This window comes from Acinetobacter schindleri CIP 107287, from assembly GCF_000368625.1.
Lineage (GTDB): Bacteria > Pseudomonadota > Gammaproteobacteria > Pseudomonadales > Moraxellaceae > Acinetobacter > Acinetobacter schindleri.
Map to the genome: position 1 here is coordinate 38,715 of NZ_KB849587.1, position 16,234 is coordinate 54,948.

General features: G+C 43.3%; 15 protein-coding genes, 1 tRNA gene and 1 rRNA gene. 11 read left to right on the forward strand and 6 right to left on the reverse strand.

Annotated features, from left to right (window positions below):
- Positions 1–326 precede the first annotated feature (326 nt).
- On the reverse strand, positions 327–1,511 hold the full coding sequence (locus F955_RS15865) for a sugar transporter (protein WP_004897477.1): 1,185 nt from the start codon (positions 1,509–1,511) through the stop codon (positions 327–329).
- A 154-nt stretch (positions 1,512–1,665) separates the two neighbouring features.
- Here F955_RS15865 and F955_RS15870 point away from each other — a divergent pair, with 154 nt between their 5' ends.
- The 3 genes from F955_RS15870 to F955_RS15880 all read left to right on the forward strand — a co-directional run bounded on the left by F955_RS15870 (position 1,666) and on the right by F955_RS15880 (position 3,345).
- Positions 1,666–1,947: a GNAT family N-acetyltransferase gene (locus F955_RS15870; RefSeq protein ID WP_004897480.1), complete on the forward strand. Its 282-nt coding sequence runs from the start codon at positions 1,666–1,668 to the stop codon at positions 1,945–1,947.
- 106 nt (positions 1,948–2,053) lie between these two features.
- Complete coding sequence (locus F955_RS15875) at positions 2,054–2,347, forward strand: GNAT family N-acetyltransferase (RefSeq protein WP_004897484.1); 294 nt, start codon at positions 2,054–2,056, stop codon at positions 2,345–2,347.
- Positions 2,348–2,874: 527 nt separating this feature from the next.
- Positions 2,875–3,345 carry a BLUF domain-containing protein gene (locus tag F955_RS15880; RefSeq protein WP_004897488.1) on the forward strand — a complete coding sequence of 157 codons (471 nt, stop codon included), beginning with the start codon at positions 2,875–2,877 and terminating at the stop codon, positions 3,343–3,345.
- Positions 3,346–3,409: 64 nt separating this feature from the next.
- On the opposite strand, the gene F955_RS15885 is transcribed toward F955_RS15880, so the two are convergent.
- From F955_RS15885 to F955_RS16660, 4 genes are all read right to left on the reverse strand, one after another.
- Positions 3,410–4,321, reverse strand: a complete 912-nt coding sequence (locus tag F955_RS15885; RefSeq protein WP_004897490.1) for a zinc-dependent alcohol dehydrogenase family protein — start codon at positions 4,319–4,321, stop codon at positions 3,410–3,412.
- A gap of 27 nt (positions 4,322–4,348) precedes the next feature.
- Positions 4,349–4,495, reverse strand: a complete 147-nt coding sequence (locus F955_RS17045; RefSeq protein ID WP_004897491.1) for a hypothetical protein — start codon at positions 4,493–4,495, stop codon at positions 4,349–4,351.
- Positions 4,496–4,739: 244 nt separating this feature from the next.
- Positions 4,740–6,101 carry a UDP-N-acetylmuramate:L-alanyl-gamma-D-glutamyl-meso-diaminopimelate ligase gene (mpl, locus tag F955_RS15890; RefSeq protein ID WP_004897494.1) on the reverse strand — a complete coding sequence of 454 codons (1,362 nt, stop codon included), beginning with the start codon at positions 6,099–6,101 and terminating at the stop codon, positions 4,740–4,742.
- A gap of 51 nt (positions 6,102–6,152) precedes the next feature.
- Positions 6,153–6,326: a hypothetical protein gene (locus F955_RS16660; protein ID WP_017401641.1), complete on the reverse strand. Its 174-nt coding sequence runs from the start codon at positions 6,324–6,326 to the stop codon at positions 6,153–6,155.
- Between the two features lie 5 nt (positions 6,327–6,331).
- On the opposite strand from F955_RS16660, the gene F955_RS15895 reads away from it, so the two are divergent.
- The 4 genes from F955_RS15895 to F955_RS15910 all read left to right on the forward strand — a co-directional run bounded on the left by F955_RS15895 (position 6,332) and on the right by F955_RS15910 (position 10,498).
- Positions 6,332–6,673 (forward strand): DMT family protein, encoded by a 342-nt coding sequence (locus tag F955_RS15895; RefSeq protein WP_004897496.1) that lies wholly within the window; start codon positions 6,332–6,334, stop codon positions 6,671–6,673.
- A 198-nt stretch (positions 6,674–6,871) separates the two neighbouring features.
- The gene (gene purE / locus F955_RS15900) at positions 6,872–7,384 is read left to right on the forward strand and encodes a 5-(carboxyamino)imidazole ribonucleotide mutase (RefSeq protein WP_004647147.1); all 513 of its coding nucleotides are present in this window, start codon (positions 6,872–6,874) and stop codon (positions 7,382–7,384) included.
- Between the two features lie 15 nt (positions 7,385–7,399).
- Entirely contained in the window at positions 7,400–8,521 is a 1,122-nt protein-coding gene (locus tag F955_RS15905) for a 5-(carboxyamino)imidazole ribonucleotide synthase (RefSeq protein ID WP_004897498.1), read from the forward strand.
- 687 nt (positions 8,522–9,208) lie between these two features.
- A complete protein-coding gene (locus F955_RS15910) occupies positions 9,209–10,498 on the forward strand; it encodes a lytic murein transglycosylase (protein WP_004813957.1) in 1,290 nt (429 codons plus the stop codon).
- Between the two features lie 74 nt (positions 10,499–10,572).
- Here the strand turns inward: F955_RS15910 and F955_RS15915 are convergent, their stop codons facing one another.
- Positions 10,573–11,700 (reverse strand): anhydro-N-acetylmuramic acid kinase, encoded by a 1,128-nt coding sequence (locus F955_RS15915; RefSeq protein ID WP_004897500.1) that lies wholly within the window; start codon positions 11,698–11,700, stop codon positions 10,573–10,575.
- 63 nt (positions 11,701–11,763) lie between these two features.
- Here F955_RS15915 and tyrS point away from each other — a divergent pair, with 63 nt between their 5' ends.
- The 4 genes from tyrS to F955_RS15935 all read left to right on the forward strand — a co-directional run bounded on the left by tyrS (position 11,764) and on the right by F955_RS15935 (position 16,234).
- Positions 11,764–12,996 carry a tyrosine--tRNA ligase gene (tyrS, locus tag F955_RS15920; protein ID WP_004813954.1) on the forward strand — a complete coding sequence of 411 codons (1,233 nt, stop codon included), beginning with the start codon at positions 11,764–11,766 and terminating at the stop codon, positions 12,994–12,996.
- A gap of 534 nt (positions 12,997–13,530) precedes the next feature.
- Positions 13,531–13,824, forward strand: a complete 294-nt coding sequence (locus F955_RS15925; RefSeq protein WP_008306955.1) for a hypothetical protein — start codon at positions 13,531–13,533, stop codon at positions 13,822–13,824.
- A gap of 734 nt (positions 13,825–14,558) precedes the next feature.
- A 16S ribosomal RNA gene (locus tag F955_RS15930) occupies positions 14,559–16,096 on the forward strand.
- Between the two features lie 61 nt (positions 16,097–16,157).
- Positions 16,158–16,234, forward strand: a tRNA-Ile gene (locus F955_RS15935).

Consider the following 16,234-nt stretch of genomic DNA (forward strand, 5'->3'; position numbering starts at 1 on the left):
TTCTCCACATCGGACGTCTGGCCATAAAAAAACCTTGACCAGCTGCCCGATGAAAAACATCTATAACAACATGATCAAGGTCTTGCCTACATCTTAGTGTTTCACTTTTTTATATCAAGTGTGACCTAAAGATGCTCAGATACCGACTTTTTGCAAAGTGTAATGACGATATTCTGACACGTTCAAAAACTGAAATTTCATTCTTAAACGTTTGGAGGAGGCTACTCCCCTTGTTCAAACTAAATTTTGTCTGAGCGATAGCTCAATGTAAATTAAGCATGACAGATTTTAATTAGGAATACAATTTTATTTACAAAAATCATTCACTAAGCTTTAAGAAAATCAGGACGGCGTACCAGAAACACACTAAGTGCAAATCCAAAAAATGCCAGTAATCCTCCCATCCAGCCGATACTGCCCAAGCCAATTTGCGCGGTTACAATCCCGCCGAGTAATGCACCCCCACCAATTCCGACATTGTATAAACCTGAAAAAATCGCCATGGCTACATCGGTGGCATCTGAGGCGAGGTTTAAAGTCTTTGCCTGTAAAGCCAGACTAAAACCAATAATACTGACCCCCCACATAAGACTCAGGCTATTTAAGCCAAAAAGGCTCACTGACATTGGCAATAGCAAGAGCATCGATATACCCAGCCCTAAAGTGAAAAATGGAATCGTCAGTCGTGGAAACTGTGGTGCAAATTTACCAAATAAGTAGGAACCCAGGAAGCCTGCTCCGCCGTAGATCAGCAGCAATGTTGTGGTCTGTGCAGAACTGAAATGTGCCACATTCAATGCAAAAGGTTCGATATAACTATAGGCTGTGAACTGGGCACTGATCACCAATACAGTAAGTGCAAAAAGTAGCATCAGGCTGGGCCGTTTGATCAGGCTTTTTAAACTGCTAAAGGAGCCTGAATTAATACTCGGTAAATGTGGCAAAGTTTTAACCAGAATAAAGCAGACTAACGTGGCAATCACCGCAATTAATCCAAAACTGTTACGCCAGCCATACGCTTCGCCAATCATCCGGCCAAAAGGAATTCCGAGTACCATTGCCATCGCAGTACCGGTAGATAGTAAGCCTAAGGCCTGAAATTCTTTTCCTTTCGGTGCTACACGCACTGCCAGTGATGCCGTGATTGACCAGAACAGTGCATGAGCAACTGCAATTCCGATCCGACTGATAACCAGGACAATGAAACTCCAGGCAAAATAAGACAGCACATGACTGGCAATAAAGACCATAAATAGCAGTGTAAGCAGGAAACGGCGTTCAATATTTCTAGTGAGTAGCATGATTGGTAAAGACAGTAATGCGACTACCCAGGCATAAATAGTCAGCATCAGCCCGACTTCTCTTGGAGTCATGGCAAAGCTCTTTCCTATATCGCTCAGTAGTGCTACTGGAATAAACTCGGTTGTATTAAAAATAAAAGCGGCACAGGCCAAGATAATCACACAGATCCATTGGCGTGTAACAGAAAGAGGTTGAGCAGAAGCAGACATGAGGGAGGATCAATACAGGATCGGCACATTCTATGCTTTTGCCAGAAAATTTCACATGAGGCAGGCTGTAATTTTACTCAGTGGAATTAAAAAAATTGCAACATTGTAAAGCTGAGGACTATGGCAGTCTGAGATAAAATCTTGAGGTAAACCTATGCAGATTGAACACCAGGAACAAGGAACTAAAGGTGAATGGTATGTGGCGCAGAAAGACCAGCGCCTGGCAGAGATGACATATTCCTGGGCAGGTGATGATAAGTTCATTATTGATCATACCTGGGTGGATGACAGCCTACGCGGACAACGTGTTGGACAGCAGCTGGTCGAAGCTGCGGTCGGTTTTGCCAGAATGCATGCTCTGAAAATTATTCCACTCTGCCCTTTTGCCAAGTCGGTGTTTGACAAAAATGAAAGCATACGGGATGTACTTCAGTAGGACTTCATCTAACTCAAAGATGGGACTAAACATCTATAAGATGTTTAATGGATGAGGATATGACGATATAACAGGTTGATCCTGGATTAGTACAACAGGTAAGAAAATGAGCAACATCAAACATCAGGACTCAAAGCGCGGCGGTGTGTTTTACATGGAAGACAATGGTCAGCGCGTAGCAGAAATTACTTATCAATGGCGTGAACCGGACACCATTATTGCTGACCATACCTGGGTCTCACATGCACTGCGTGGTAAAGGCGTGGCCCGTAAAATGCTGGATATTCTGGTCGAATTTGCACGTCAGAAACAGCTGAAAATTATTCCACAATGCTCTTATGTGCATGTCATGTTTAAGCGTGATCGGAATTTACATGACGTAGCGACTTTAGCCTTTTAAACCACCCCGTTGGAATAAAAAGATTCAAATGGATAAGAGACGATAAGCCCTGTTTATGGGCTTGTGGCAGTCTATAAAGCAGAGTGCCGCTGAAGAGTCCTAATCCCATCCAGACAATCTGTTCATACTGTTGCAGCATGATCAAAATAACGATGATCAGGGAGATGCTGGTCTGAAAAAAGGCACGATGATCCACACAAATCAATAGTGCCCAAGTTAATAGCATGCTGCTGATCAGCATGTTAATCTCACGTTGCAAGCCCCAGCTATGCAACACGATGACTAGCGCGAAACACAGACATAACAAGCTTAACGTAATGAAAAGATCTTTTAGCATGTTTCACCCTCATTAAAAGCATTATCATTCGAGTAATTATTTTTCAATGATGTCTCTTTAATTTTTAATAATTTAGCTACAAAATGCAAACTGAAAACAGTGTAAGAAATAGCTGATATTTGATTAAAAAATAACCTAAACCCAATATATTGACTATAAAATCAATACTTGAAATTTAAAGGAATCATTCATGCTACAACTCTGTTATGCCAGTACGCGCATCGAAACAGAACAAGATCTATTACAAGACCTGAGTGATATTTTAGCAATTGCACGAAAGTTCAATTATGAGCATCAGATCTATGGAGCACTGTATTATGCACATGGAAAGTTTTTCCAGTGTTTGCAGGGTGAACCTGAGATTGTAGAGCAGCTTTTTCAAAGTATTTCGAAAGACCGTCGGCATCAGCAGGTGTATCGTTTCGCTGATACAACCGTGGAAGCGCCAAGCTTTGCTGAGTGGTCGATGAAATATGTACATAAGCATAGCGAGATTGCTTCGTTCTTTTCCAAGCTGGGTCATAGCACTTTTCAGCCGCATTATCTGAACCAGCAAGATCTGGATGGCTTGCTCGAGATCTTGTATCGTGTTGACGAAAATCATCAACAGCTGGTTTCACCCCAAGGTTATAAACAACGTGGTTATGTCCCCTATTTCTGATCTGGTGAATCCAGACTAAAAATAAAAAAAAGTCCGCATAGCGGACTTTTTTGTCTGATTTGCATTAGTTCATGTCAATCATCACTTTTAGGGCTTTTTCATCAGCCGCGTGTTTAAACACATCATAGGCCTTTTCAAACTCGTTAAATTTAAAGTGATGCGTGGCCAGTTTTTCTAGTGGTATTTTGCCGGAACAGCAGGTCTTGAGCAGCATGCCAGTGGTATTGGCATTGACCAGATCGGTAGTAATGGTCAGGTTCTTAATCCACAGTTTGTTCAGTTCAAAATTCACTGCTTTACCATGTACGCCGACGTTGGCGATATGTCCACCCTCTTTCACCACATGTTGGCAAATATTCCAGGTCGGTTCCACCCCTACCGCCTCAATGGCACAGTCGACACCGCGTCCATCGGTAATTTCTAAAATCTTTTGAATGGCATCTTCTTTACCAGAGTTAACGGTATGAGTTGCGCCTACCGTTTTAGCAAATTCCAGCCGGTTATCATCCATATCTACCATAATAATATTGGCTGGAGAATAAAATTGAGCAGTGAGTAAGGCACTCATCCCGATTGGTCCTGCACCTACGATCGCGACATTGTCACCCGGTTTGACATCACCATATTGCACACCAATTTCATGTGAGGTTGGCAGGATATCGGACAGGAAGACGGCGACGTCTTCATTTAAGTCTTCAGGTAAATGGTAAAGAGAGGTGTCAGCAAAAGGTGTGCGGACATATTCGGCATGGGTACCATCAATCATATAACCCATAATCCAGCCACCTTCATTACGACAGTGTGCATACAGCTGTTTCTGGCAATTTTCACAGGTACCGCAGCGGCTGACGCAGGAAATAATGACCCGATCACCCTTTTTAAAGTTTTTGACTGCTGAACCGACTTCTTCAATGATGCCAATGCCTTCATGACCGAGAATCCGGCCATTAAAGTTGCCGGTCTTTTCTTTTGCCACCTGTTCAATTTCCGGGTTTTTACCTTTCTAGATGCCGAGGTCGGTCCCGCAGATCGTGACCTTAGTCAGTTTGATAACGGCATCATCGGGCTGCAAGATTTTCGGGATGGGACGTTCTTCAAAGCGGATGTCATTGGCGCCATAGTAAACCATTGCTTTCATTGTATTTGACATGGCAACTATCCTTCTTAGTGATTATTGTGGAGGATTGGCAGTCGTATTTAGCTATGACGACTGTTAGCTGAGAAACACGTAATGACTTTAAGCTAGCAGGACTTTAGGATTAGATCATTGGTAAAATAGTTAATTCCTTAAAAAAATTAAGTATTTTTTTATATTAAAAAAGGACCATAGATATGTATCTACGATCCTTGAGAAATCTTATGGAATAAAGGCTACAAGTATTGATTTAGATAATTTACTGTAAGGCGCTAATCAGTTTCCGATGCAAGCCACCAAAACCGCCATTGGACATGATCACCACAGCATCGCCTTCCCCTGCTTCAGTAACAACAGTTTGAATGATCTCATCCAAAGTACGTGCTACCACAGCTTTATTTGGTGCAGCCTCAATCACAGGTTGCAGATCCCAATCCAGACCTTCAGGCTGATACCAGATCACTTCATCCGCCAGACGTGCTGAATAAGCCAAACCCTCTTTGTGACTGCCCATACGCATGGTATTCGAACGCGGTTCAATAATCGCCCAAAGCTTGCGCTCACCCAGACGCTTGCGTGCGCCGTCGAGGGTAGTATCAATTGCAGTCGGATGATGGGCAAAATCATCATAGACTTCAATACCACGTACCGTATCAAGTAGTTCCATACGGCGTTTTACACCGCCAAAATTGGAGAGTGCTTCACAGGCAGTTTCAATGGATACACCGACATGCTCAGCCGCAGCAATAGTTGCCAGAGCATTGGCAACAGAGTGCTGACCCGTCATATTCCATTTTACTTCGCCTTTCACTACGCCATGCTGAAGCACTTTAAAATGTGAACCATCAGCAGACAACTGTTGTGCAGAGAGTTCAGCTTTTTCATTGGCATCCAGTGAAGTGCGAACTACCGGTGTCCAGCAGCCCTGCTCTAGTACTTCATCAATATTGGTTTCCGTAATCGGTGCAATGATGCGACCTTCAGACGGAATAGTGCGTACCAGATGATGGAACTGTTTTTGAATTGCGGCCAGATCATCAAAGATATCGGCATGGTCAAATTCCAGGTTATTTAAAATTGCGGTTTTTGGATGGTAATGCACGAACTTGGAACGCTTGTCGAAGAAAGCAGAATCGTATTCATCGGCTTCGACACAGAAATATTTCCCACCACCGAGACGCGCACTTTCCGAAAAGCCCAATGGCACACCGCCAATCAGAAAACCTGGCTCCAGACCGGCTTGATCCAGTACCCAAGCCAGCATCGTGGTGGTCGTGGTTTTACCATGTGTTCCGGCGACACCCAGCACGTGTTTACCTTGCAGAACATGATCAGCCAGGAACTGCGGACCTGAAATATAAGGCAGACCTTCATTCAGCATATATTCCACGGCATCAATACTACGCTTCATGGCATTACCAACAATGACCAGATCCGGATGTGGTTGTAGGTGGCTACGGTCATAGCCCTGCATTAAAGTAATGCCTGCATTTTCCAGTTGGGTCGACATTGGTGGATACACGTTCTGGTCTGAACCTGTCACCTTATGTCCGAGGTCTCGCGCGAGTAAGGCCAGCGAGCCCATAAAGGTGCCACAAATGCCCAAGATATGCAGATGCATCTATTTCACTCCATTTTGTACTGACACATCACTTTGTTTTCTGTGCTGTTGTCATGATTTATTCGATTTACCGGCAACGATAGCAAGGCTTTGCGGGAAAAGATAGGCATTCTGGCGTGATTTTTTATGTGAAGAAACGATGCTAGATGTGATAAAAAACCAAGCTTCACGATTATCTTTTGCTGCAATAATCCGTAAAATATCCTGTAAATTTTCTACCGGCATCCGCTATGTTCTGGCCCCTGCTCCTGCTTATTTGTGCAAACTGCTTTATGACATTGGCCTGGTATGGTCATCTGAAATTTTTGCCGCATGATGCCCCAATGTGGAAGATCATTTTATTTAGCTGGGTCATTGCTTTATTTGAATATAGCCTGATGATTCCTGCAACACGGCTGATGGCGCAACACGGACTCGCAGTCGGTCAGATGAAGATCACCCAGGAAGTGGTGACGCTACTGGTCTTTGTGCCCTTTATGCTATTTATGTTTAAACAGCCATTTAAACTAGATTATCTCTGGGCTGCTTTATGTCTGTGTGGATGTGTGTATTTCGTGTTCCGCAGTTCCTGACTGGCTGTAACTGCGACTACTCCCCTATTTTTATTCCAGTTTTTAAGAATCCAATAAAAAAACAAGAAAAATCGAGCCTTGCTTTGACCGTTAAATTTTATGAAGTTGAATTTTCAGTCTATAATACGCACTCCTATTCAAGCTTGGCTCTCTCGTCGAGATTTATCTTTTCTCACTTTAATCTCTGGAAAATTTGCAATGAATGCGGCTGCTGCACAAGATACTCCTCTCGTAGGTATTATCATGGGTTCTCAATCAGATTGGGCAACTCTCGAACACACTGCCAATATGCTCAAGCAGCTTGGTGTCCCATTTGAAGCCGAAGTTGTTTCTGCACACCGTACCCCAGACCGCCTGTTTGAATATGCCGAGCAAGCGCGTGATCGTGGTATTCAGGTAATTATTGCCGGTGCAGGTGGCGCAGCGCATTTACCGGGGATGTGTGCGGCGAAAACTGATCTTCCAGTTTTGGGTGTACCGGTGAAATCTTCGATTTTAAACGGTGTTGATTCATTGCTGTCTATTGTGCAAATGCCAGCAGGTATTGCAGTCGGTACCTTGGCGATTGGTCCTGCCGGTGCCACCAATGCTGCCATTATGGCCGCGCAAATTCTGGGTTTGACCCGTCCAGAAATCGCAAAAAATGTTGCAGATTTCCGTGCAGCGCAAACAGATAAAGTGGCAAGCAACAATATTCCAGGCCAGGCTTAAGTCGAGACACAGATTATGGATAAAACCATCGGTATTTTTGGTGGCGGTCAGCTGGGTCGTATGATGGCGCAAGCGGCACTTCCATTAAATATTCAATGTACATTTTTTGAAGCCAGCACAGACTGCCCTTCTGCTGCTTTGGGTCCGGTATTTTCCACCAAGGCTGAAAATGGTCTGCAAGACTTTATCAACAGTGCAGATGTGTTCAGCCTTGAGTTTGAAAATACACCACTGGCGGATGTAGATGTTTTAACGAAAAACAAAGACCTGCATCCGCCACGTCAGGCTTTGGCAATTGCACAGCATCGTCTGTCTGAAAAAGCCCTGTTTGATGAATTGGCAATTCCGGTAGCACCGTATAAAGCAGTCACCTCTCTAGAGAGCTTAAAAGCTGCTGTTGCAGAACTCGGTCTGCCGATTGTACTTAAAACTTCTCGTGGTGGTTATGACGGTAAAGGTCAATTCGTTCTACGTTCAGCAGATCAAACTGATCAGGCTTGGGCAGAACTAGGTCCTGCCGGTGAACTGATTGCAGAAAGTTTTGTCACTTTCTCACGTGAAGTCTCAATTATTGCGGTACGTGGTCAAGATGGTGATGTGAAGACTTGGCCATTGGCTGAAAATCATCATCATAATGGCATTCTGTCTCATTCGATTGTACCTGCACCCAACAGTGCGGACTTGCAGCCAGTCGCACAAGATTACATCACTCGCCTGCTGAATCATCTGAACTATGTGGGTGTATTAACTCTTGAGCTGTTTGTAACAGACAAAGGCCTATATGCTAATGAAATGGCACCTCGTGTGCATAACTCAGGTCACTGGTCGATTGAAGGTGCAGTGTGTTCGCAGTTTGAAAACCATGTGCGTGCGGTGGCTGGCTTGCCTTTAGGTTCAACTGACGTGATCCGTCCAACCGTGCTGGTGAATATCATCGGTCAACATCCAAAATCTGAAGATGTTCTAGCCTTGGAAGGCGCGCATTTGCACTTATACAATAAGTCAGAACGTGAAGGCCGTAAGATTGGTCACATCACCCTGATGCCAACCGACAGTGCACAATTGACTATGCTATGTCGTCAATTGGCGAAGATTTTACCGAATCCATTGGCATTGAGCGAAGATATGAGCATCTAAGCTTTAACTTGCTGATAAAAAAAGCGATCACACCTGTGGTCGCTTTTTTATTTGTCGGCTTTCAGGCATGATTGCGCCTCTTTGAAAATACCCTACCATTTATCGGATTATTTTCAAAATCAATTGCTTATAAAACAAACAATAATTTATAAATAATTGATGAAAATTTAACCTGTTGCTGCATCAGTTCGGCCATGCAGATTTAAATTTAAAATGAATTTAAAACTTGCAAAGTGTATTTTGAATTTAAATTCATAAATTTAAATTTAAAAGAGGTCATTTGAATTTAGATTTTCTATTTTGAATTTAAATTCAAAACAATAAATTTAAAAGCCAGGGAATGAATTCAAAGTTTTGAATTTAAAAATCCTTCTTGTATTTTATAAATGAATTTAAATCCTAAGTGTCTGCAATTACTTGTTATTAAGCTTATGTGATGTTGGTTATCCACACAGTCAATTTTGAATTTAAAAGGCTGATAACATGGCTTTGAATTTAAATTTAAAAATTAGTTCAAATTTGAATTTAAAGCATCTTGTGGATAAGTTTTTAAATTCAAAACTTACAAATAAATTTAAAAGTGAAGAAAATATGAATTTAAATTTTACGTATTTGTGCTTTAATTTTATCCACAAGCTGATAAGGTGAATAGGAACATAATTCGAAATATAAGTATTCAAGGGTACTATGCAACGGCTTGCACTTTTTCTTGGCTCAATCGTTCTGGCTGCCTCTCAGGCACAGGCTGAACTGATCATTAATGGACAGCGTGTAAGTACATCAGAGCTGTCCTCGAGTCCTGGCATCTATACGCCAAGTTCCAGTTCATTTCAAAGCTGTCTGGCTGGATTAAAACCCCAGGCACTCGCTAAAGGTGTCCATGCAGCGACCTATGACCGATATACCCAAAATTTAACCCCTGATTATTCTGTAATTGAAAGACTCAACTATCAGCCAGAATTTTCAACGCCAATTTGGGACTATCTGTCTGGTCTGGTCGATGAAGAGCGCGTACAGCAAGGCCGTCAGAAATTACAGCAGCATCGCGACGTATTAAATCGAGTCAGTGCTGCTTATGGCATTCCGGCTGAAACTGTGGTGGCAGTCTGGGGTGTGGAAAGTAATTATGGTGATATTTCTGGTAAATATCCTTTATTGCAGGCGCTCGGTACTTTGAGTTGTGAAGGTCGTCGTCAAAGCTATTTCCGTGGTGAGTTCTTTACTACCATGAAGCTGTTGCAACGTGGTGATGTCTATGAAAACCAGCTTAAAGGTTCATGGGCAGGAGCTTTTGGTCACACCCAGTTTATGCCATCCACTTATGATGAACTGGCGGTTGATTTTGATGGTGATGGGCGTCGTGATCTCGTCAGCAGTATCCCGGATGCCTTGGCTTCAACAGCCAACTTCTTGAAAAAACGCGGCTGGCAGAGCGGACAGCCATGGGGTTTTGAAGTAAAAATTCCTCAAGGTATGTCAGTTTCGGGTGAGGGGCGTCGCAATAAAAAATCCTTGAGTAGCTGGATCAATCAAGGGGTGGTTCGTGTCGATGGTTCGGCATTAGTTCAAGGGAATTTATTGGAATCCTCTCAAGCTGGTTTATTGGCGCCTGCCGGTGCCAATGGGCCGGTGTTCCTGGTCTTTAAAAACTTTGACGCCATCTATAGTTATAATGCAGCCGAAAGCTATGCTTTAGCCATTGCACATCTGTCAGATCGTTTGCAAGGTAAAGGTGGCTTGGTGCAAACATGGCCAACCGATGATGCTGGCACATCACGTGCAGAACGTCGAGAGATTCAGCAATTCTTGCTCAATAAAGGTTATGACATTGGTGCAGTAGATGGTTTGATTGGGGATAAAACCCGTCAGGCAATCCGCCAAGAGCAGATCCGTTTAGGTTTAACTCCAACCGGACGGGCAGGTCAACAGATTTTACGTGCGTTTCGGAATGAAAATGCCAAACTGATGATGCAATAACAGAGATTGAAAAAAAGGTCTGCAATAATGCAGACCTTTTTTATACCTATATATAGTTATAAGAATTCAGGAGATTAAACTGCTGTAATCGTACCGAGCACACGATAGCCTGAAGCCCCGGTCACAGCTGGCAGATTGCCACTCAGCTGATTCATAAAGCGCATCGCCAGCCAGGCAAAGGCAGTGCCTTCGACCCATGTTGGATTTAAGCCTAAATCAGCTGTGGTTTGCACACTCCAGTGATGTTTACGCAAACGCCAGCGCAGCTGTTCCAGTAGATGTGAATTATAAGCACCACCTCCACAAACATAGACTTCACCTGTATCCAGACCAGAGCGATAAATCGCTTTTTTAATGGCACGTGTGGTGAGCTTCATGAGCGTCGCCTGAACATTTTCTGGAGTATCTTCCAGCTCATCATATTCTAGACTGCTGCGCCAGTCGGCAATCTGTTCATCCAGCCATTCTAGGTTAAAGTCTTCACGGCCGGTACTTTTTGGGGGTTCTTTGGAGAAAAATGCATGTTCCTGTAAACGATCTAATAGGCTACGGATGGGTGTACCATAGGCTGCCCAGTTGCCATTTTCATCAAAAGGCTGGCCGGTATAACGCTCACACCAGGCATCCATCAGAATATTGGCTGGACCGGTATCAAAGCCATAGACTTGATCTGGCTGACCGGCAGGTAGAATACTGACATTGGCAATACCACCCAGGTTTAGAATCACCCGGTGAATACTGTCATGCTGAAAAATATCCTGATGGAAAGCCGGAACTAGCGGTGCACCTTGGCCACCAGCTGCCAGGTCACGGCGACGGAAATCGGAAATCACTGGAATCTGGGTAATTTCAGTAATAATGTTTGGATCACCGATCTGCAGGGTAAAACCATGTTCAGGACGGTGGCGAATAGTTTGTCCATGTGAGCCAATGGCTTTGATTTGTGTGCGATCCAGCTTATTTTTTTCTATCAGCGCATTAATACCATGACCAATCATCTGTGCCAGCGCAACATCTGCTTTACCCATGCGGTCAATTTCATTATCGCCTGGTAGTGTGAGCGCCATCAATTCATCACGAAGATCATGATCAAAAGGTAGGGTGAGGGTGGCATGAAGCTGGAGTGGATCAAAAGAAGCAGCAACAATATCGACACCATCCATGCTTGTGCCGGTCATTACCCCAATATAGATCGCTGTCATGGTTATTCTTAAGCCTGCAATATGCTGAAAAAGTGTTAGTATATCGCACAAATTGAATAACTGATGTATTTGGGTTTTGTGATGTCAAATTTCCTGCCGGCTGAAGAACAACTTGCCCTCATCCAACGAGGCACACACGAAATTATTTCTGAAGAAGATCTTCTAAAGAAATTAAAGCAGAATCGTCCACTAAAAATTAAAGCGGGTTTTGACCCCACTGCACCTGACTTGCACTTAGGTCATACTGTACTGATCAATAAGCTAAAAGTGTTCCAAGACCTGGGCCACGAAGTTTTCTTCCTGATTGGTGACTATACTGCGATGATCGGTGATCCAACCGGCAAAAGTGCAACACGTCCACCATTATCGCGAGAGCAAGTTTTAGAAAACGCTAAAACTTATCAAGAACAAGTATTTAAAATTCTTGATCCAAACAAAACCAAAGTGGTGTTTAACTCGGAATGGTTTGCACAAAAAACTGCTGCTGATCTGATTCAACTGGCATCACAGCAAACTGTTGCCCGTATGCTTGAGCGTGATGACTTCACAAAACGTTATAACAATCAGCAACCGATTGCGATTCATGAATTCCTGTATCCATTGGTACAAGGTTATGATTCAGTAGCACTAGAAGCGGACGTAGAGCTGGGTGGCACAGACCAGACCTTTAACCTGTTAATGGGTCGTACCCTTCAAGGTCGTTATGACCAGGAAGCACAAGTCTGTATTACAGTACCAATTCTTGAAGGTTTAGATGGCGTTAATAAAATGTCTAAATCTTTAGGTAACTATATTGGCGTATTTGATGCGCCAGGTGCGATGTACCAGAAAGTACTGTCAATGCCGGATTCACTGATCGAACGTTATTTCGATTTGCTTAGCTTCAAATCTGTAGAGGAAATTCAGGTATTGCTGAAAGAGATTGAAGAAGGTCGTAATCCACAGGAAGTGAAACGCATTCTTGCACTGGAACTGGTTGAACGTTTCCATGGAAGTGAGGCTGCTGCGCATGCACATAAAGGCGCGGGTAATATCATTACTGAGGGTGAACTTCCTGAAGGCACACCGGAAGTAACCATTTCATTAAGCGAGTTCGGTGGTGAAATCTTTATTACTTCAATCCTGCGTGAAGCGGGTCTGACTAAAAACTCGGCACAAGCCAAAGATGCGCTGGGTCGTGGTGCAGTAAAAGTAGACTGGCAACCAGTTGATACGTCTTTTTCTGTGAAAGAAAACGTGACTTTGATTGTTCAGGCGAGCAAAAAAGCGATTGCAAAAGTGACCTTTGTTGATTAAGACACTTTCTAAGTTATTGAATTAAAAGCAGGCTTCGGCCTGCTTTTTTTTATATGACTCTATATTCAAAAATCAAATAAGCAAATTCAAAAAAAACCTTATAAAAACAAGAGTTAAATTTTGCCGAATCCCTTGCGTTTCCCTATTATTATGTATAAGATTTATTCATCTAGAGAATTCGCTTTAAGCACATCTAGAGGGTAGTGGTAATAATAAATAACTCCACAACTTATAGTCTCTTCCCCAAGAGACTTTTTTTAAGATACTGAAGCAAATAACTATAATAATGACATACTGGATCGGGTAAAGATTCAATTCCGAGGGAGAGATTTTGGGAGAGATCTCTTCCTTTTTTATTTGAAAAACTCCACTTTTCCTTTCTATATTATCTTTTAAAAATCAAATTTTTTATTTGCTTTAAATCCACTACAGATCGCCGGATAGATACTGACATCCAGAAAGTTATCAGTATGCTGATCACATCAGGTCTCAAAGAAGATCTAGAAATTTAAAATAAGAGGGTAAGCAGTGTTTATGTATCACTATCGGACTCAGGATATTTTTGATCAGGAAATTGATTTTATTTTACGTTTTCTATTTGAATACGATACGCCTGAGCAGAAACAGAAATCTTTTAAACAGGCATATACTTTATTACAGCAACTCGATCTCGCATCACACTATCTTCTCTTTTCCTTAGTCAAAGAGCGGTTACCTCGTCGGGCTAAATTGTTATTTGCTGCTGAGGACTATAAAGGTAAGAAAGAAGTGATTGAAGAAGTCATGCATCACTGGGTGGGACATAAGTATCGCCAATACGTAGCTTAGCTATCTTAATATTCTCTTTGGCTTTATATAGATATTAAAAGTCAGGTTTCGTAACTTATATAAAGCTGAATACGGCTGATTCGACTATTTTGACTTTTTAAAACTTGGGATTAGAAAAAGAAGTCGCTATGAAAGCAGCAAACTGACTTTCCTGATAGCACCTATATCTATTAGTCGGATAGAAAATAACAAAATATGTAAGCTGATATAAGCAAGTTTTGAAAAATTCTGAATACAGAGTTGAAATTTCACAGTCTTATTAAGATTTAGTAATTTTTTGAGAGCTATTAAGTCTTAATGAAAATAACCGTTTTAAAATGAATTGCACTGAATACAGGTTTTATTTCAAAAAAATGGTTAAATTTTAGATAAAAAAGCGATTTTTTAGTGATTTTCGTAGAAAAAAGATACATACGTGAAAAATATAGTGAATTGGGGGTTGCAATGATTCTGAAATCCTCTAGAATGCACCCATACCGACGAGATACACGGTGATGAACGAAGCGAGACGCTGAGTTATCCGGTGTTTTGAGTCCAGCTTCTGGCACTGACGAGGTGTTAGAAAGATCATTAAGAGATTATGAAGAACAACTTGTGTGGATTTTTACTGGTTGATTGATCGAAATTATTTTCATTGATTAATGGTAGAAATTACTCGAAGTTTATTTGAGAAATTGATGTCAGAAAATTGATGAGCCAAGATTTGGTGTTTTGAATAAAGCACTATTGATTTTAAACTGAAGAGTTTGATCATGGCTCAGATTGAACGCTGGCGGCAGGCTTAACACATGCAAGTCGAGCGGGGAAAGGTACCTCGCTAACGAACCTAGCGGCGGACGGGTGAGTAATGCTTAGGAATCTGCCTATTAGTGGGGGACAACATTCCGAAAGGAATGCTAATACCGCATACGCCCTACGGGGGAAAGCAGGGGATCTTCGGACCTTGCGCTAATAGATGAGCCTAAGTCGGATTAGCTAGTTGGTGGGGTAAAGGCCTACCAAGGCGACGATCTGTAGCGGGTCTGAGAGGATGATCCGCCACACTGGGACTGAGACACGGCCCAGACTCCTACGGGAGGCAGCAGTGGGGAATATTGGACAATGGGCGCAAGCCTGATCCAGCCATGCCGCGTGTGTGAAGAAGGCCTTTTGGTTGTAAAGCACTTTAAGCGAGGAGGAGGCTCCTTTAGTTAATACCTAAAGAGAGTGGACGTTACTCGCAGAATAAGCACCGGCTAACTCTGTGCCAGCAGCCGCGGTAATACAGAGGGTGCGAGCGTTAATCGGATTTACTGGGCGTAAAGCGTGCGTAGGCGGCTTTTTAAGTCGGATGTGAAATCCCTGAGCTTAACTTAGGAATTGCATTCGATACTGGAAAGCTAGAGTATGGGAGAGGATGGTAGAATTCCAGGTGTAGCGGTGAAATGCGTAGAGATCTGGAGGAATACCGATGGCGAAGGCAGCCATCTGGCCTAATACTGACGCTGAGGTACGAAAGCATGGGGAGCAAACAGGATTAGATACCCTGGTAGTCCATGCCGTAAACGATGTCTACTAGCCGTTGGGGCCTTTGAGGCTTTAGTGGCGCAGCTAACGCGATAAGTAGACCGCCTGGGGAGTACGGTCGCAAGACTAAAACTCAAATGAATTGACGGGGGCCCGCACAAGCGGTGGAGCATGTGGTTTAATTCGATGCAACGCGAAGAACCTTACCTGGCCTTGACATACTAAGAACTTTCCAGAGATGGATTGGTGCCTTCGGGAACTTAGATACAGGTGCTGCATGGCTGTCGTCAGCTCGTGTCGTGAGATGTTGGGTTAAGTCCCGCAACGAGCGCAACCCTTTTCCTTATTTGCCAGCGGGTAAAGCCGGGAACTTTAAGGATACTGCCAGTGACAAACTGGAGGAAGGCGGGGACGACGTCAAGTCATCATGGCCCTTACGGCCAGGGCTACACACGTGCTACAATGGTCGGTACAAAGGGTTGCTACCTCGCGAGAGGATGCTAATCTCAAAAAGCCGATCGTAGTCCGGATCGCAGTCTGCAACTCGACTGCGTGAAGTCGGAATCGCTAGTAATCGCGGATCAGAATGCCGCGGTGAATACGTTCCCGGGCCTTGTACACACCGCCCGTCACACCATGGGAGTTTGTTGCACCAGAAGTAGGTAGTCTAACCGCAAGGAGGACGCTTACCACGGTGTGGCCGATGACTGGGGTGAAGTCGTAACAAGGTAGCCGTAGGGGAACCTGCGGCTGGATCACCTCCTTAACGAAAGATTGACGATCGGTAAGAATCCACAACAAGTTGTTCTTCATGACGATGTATCTGAGGGTCTGTAGCTCAGTTGGTTAGAGCACACGCTTGATAAGCGTGGGGTCACAAGTTCAAGTCTTGTCAGACCCACCA

Bases quoted from the DNA above. Each gene is read 5' to 3' on its own strand.
- F955_RS15865 (WP_004897477.1), bottom strand. From the start codon at position 1,511: ATGTCTGCTTCTGCTCAACCTCTTTCTGTTACACGCCAATGGATCTGT.
- F955_RS15870 (WP_004897480.1), top strand. From the start codon at position 1,666: ATGCAGATTGAACACCAGGAACAAGGAACTAAAGGTGAATGGTATGTG.
- F955_RS15875 (WP_004897484.1), top strand. From the start codon at position 2,054: ATGAGCAACATCAAACATCAGGACTCAAAGCGCGGCGGTGTGTTTTAC.
- F955_RS15880 (WP_004897488.1), top strand. From the start codon at position 2,875: ATGCTACAACTCTGTTATGCCAGTACGCGCATCGAAACAGAACAAGAT.
- F955_RS17045 (WP_004897491.1), bottom strand. From the start codon at position 4,495: ATGTCAAATACAATGAAAGCAATGGTTTACTATGGCGCCAATGACATC.
- mpl (WP_004897494.1), bottom strand. From the start codon at position 6,101: ATGCATCTGCATATCTTGGGCATTTGTGGCACCTTTATGGGCTCGCTG.
- F955_RS16660 (WP_017401641.1), bottom strand. From the start codon at position 6,326: ATGCCGGTAGAAAATTTACAGGATATTTTACGGATTATTGCAGCAAAA.
- F955_RS15895 (WP_004897496.1), top strand. From the start codon at position 6,332: ATGTTCTGGCCCCTGCTCCTGCTTATTTGTGCAAACTGCTTTATGACA.
- purE (WP_004647147.1), top strand. From the start codon at position 6,872: ATGAATGCGGCTGCTGCACAAGATACTCCTCTCGTAGGTATTATCATG.
- F955_RS15905 (WP_004897498.1), top strand. From the start codon at position 7,400: ATGGATAAAACCATCGGTATTTTTGGTGGCGGTCAGCTGGGTCGTATG.
- F955_RS15910 (WP_004813957.1), top strand. From the start codon at position 9,209: ATGCAACGGCTTGCACTTTTTCTTGGCTCAATCGTTCTGGCTGCCTCT.
- F955_RS15915 (WP_004897500.1), bottom strand. From the start codon at position 11,700: ATGACAGCGATCTATATTGGGGTAATGACCGGCACAAGCATGGATGGT.
- tyrS (WP_004813954.1), top strand. From the start codon at position 11,764: ATGTATTTGGGTTTTGTGATGTCAAATTTCCTGCCGGCTGAAGAACAA.
- F955_RS15925 (WP_008306955.1), top strand. From the start codon at position 13,531: ATGTATCACTATCGGACTCAGGATATTTTTGATCAGGAAATTGATTTT.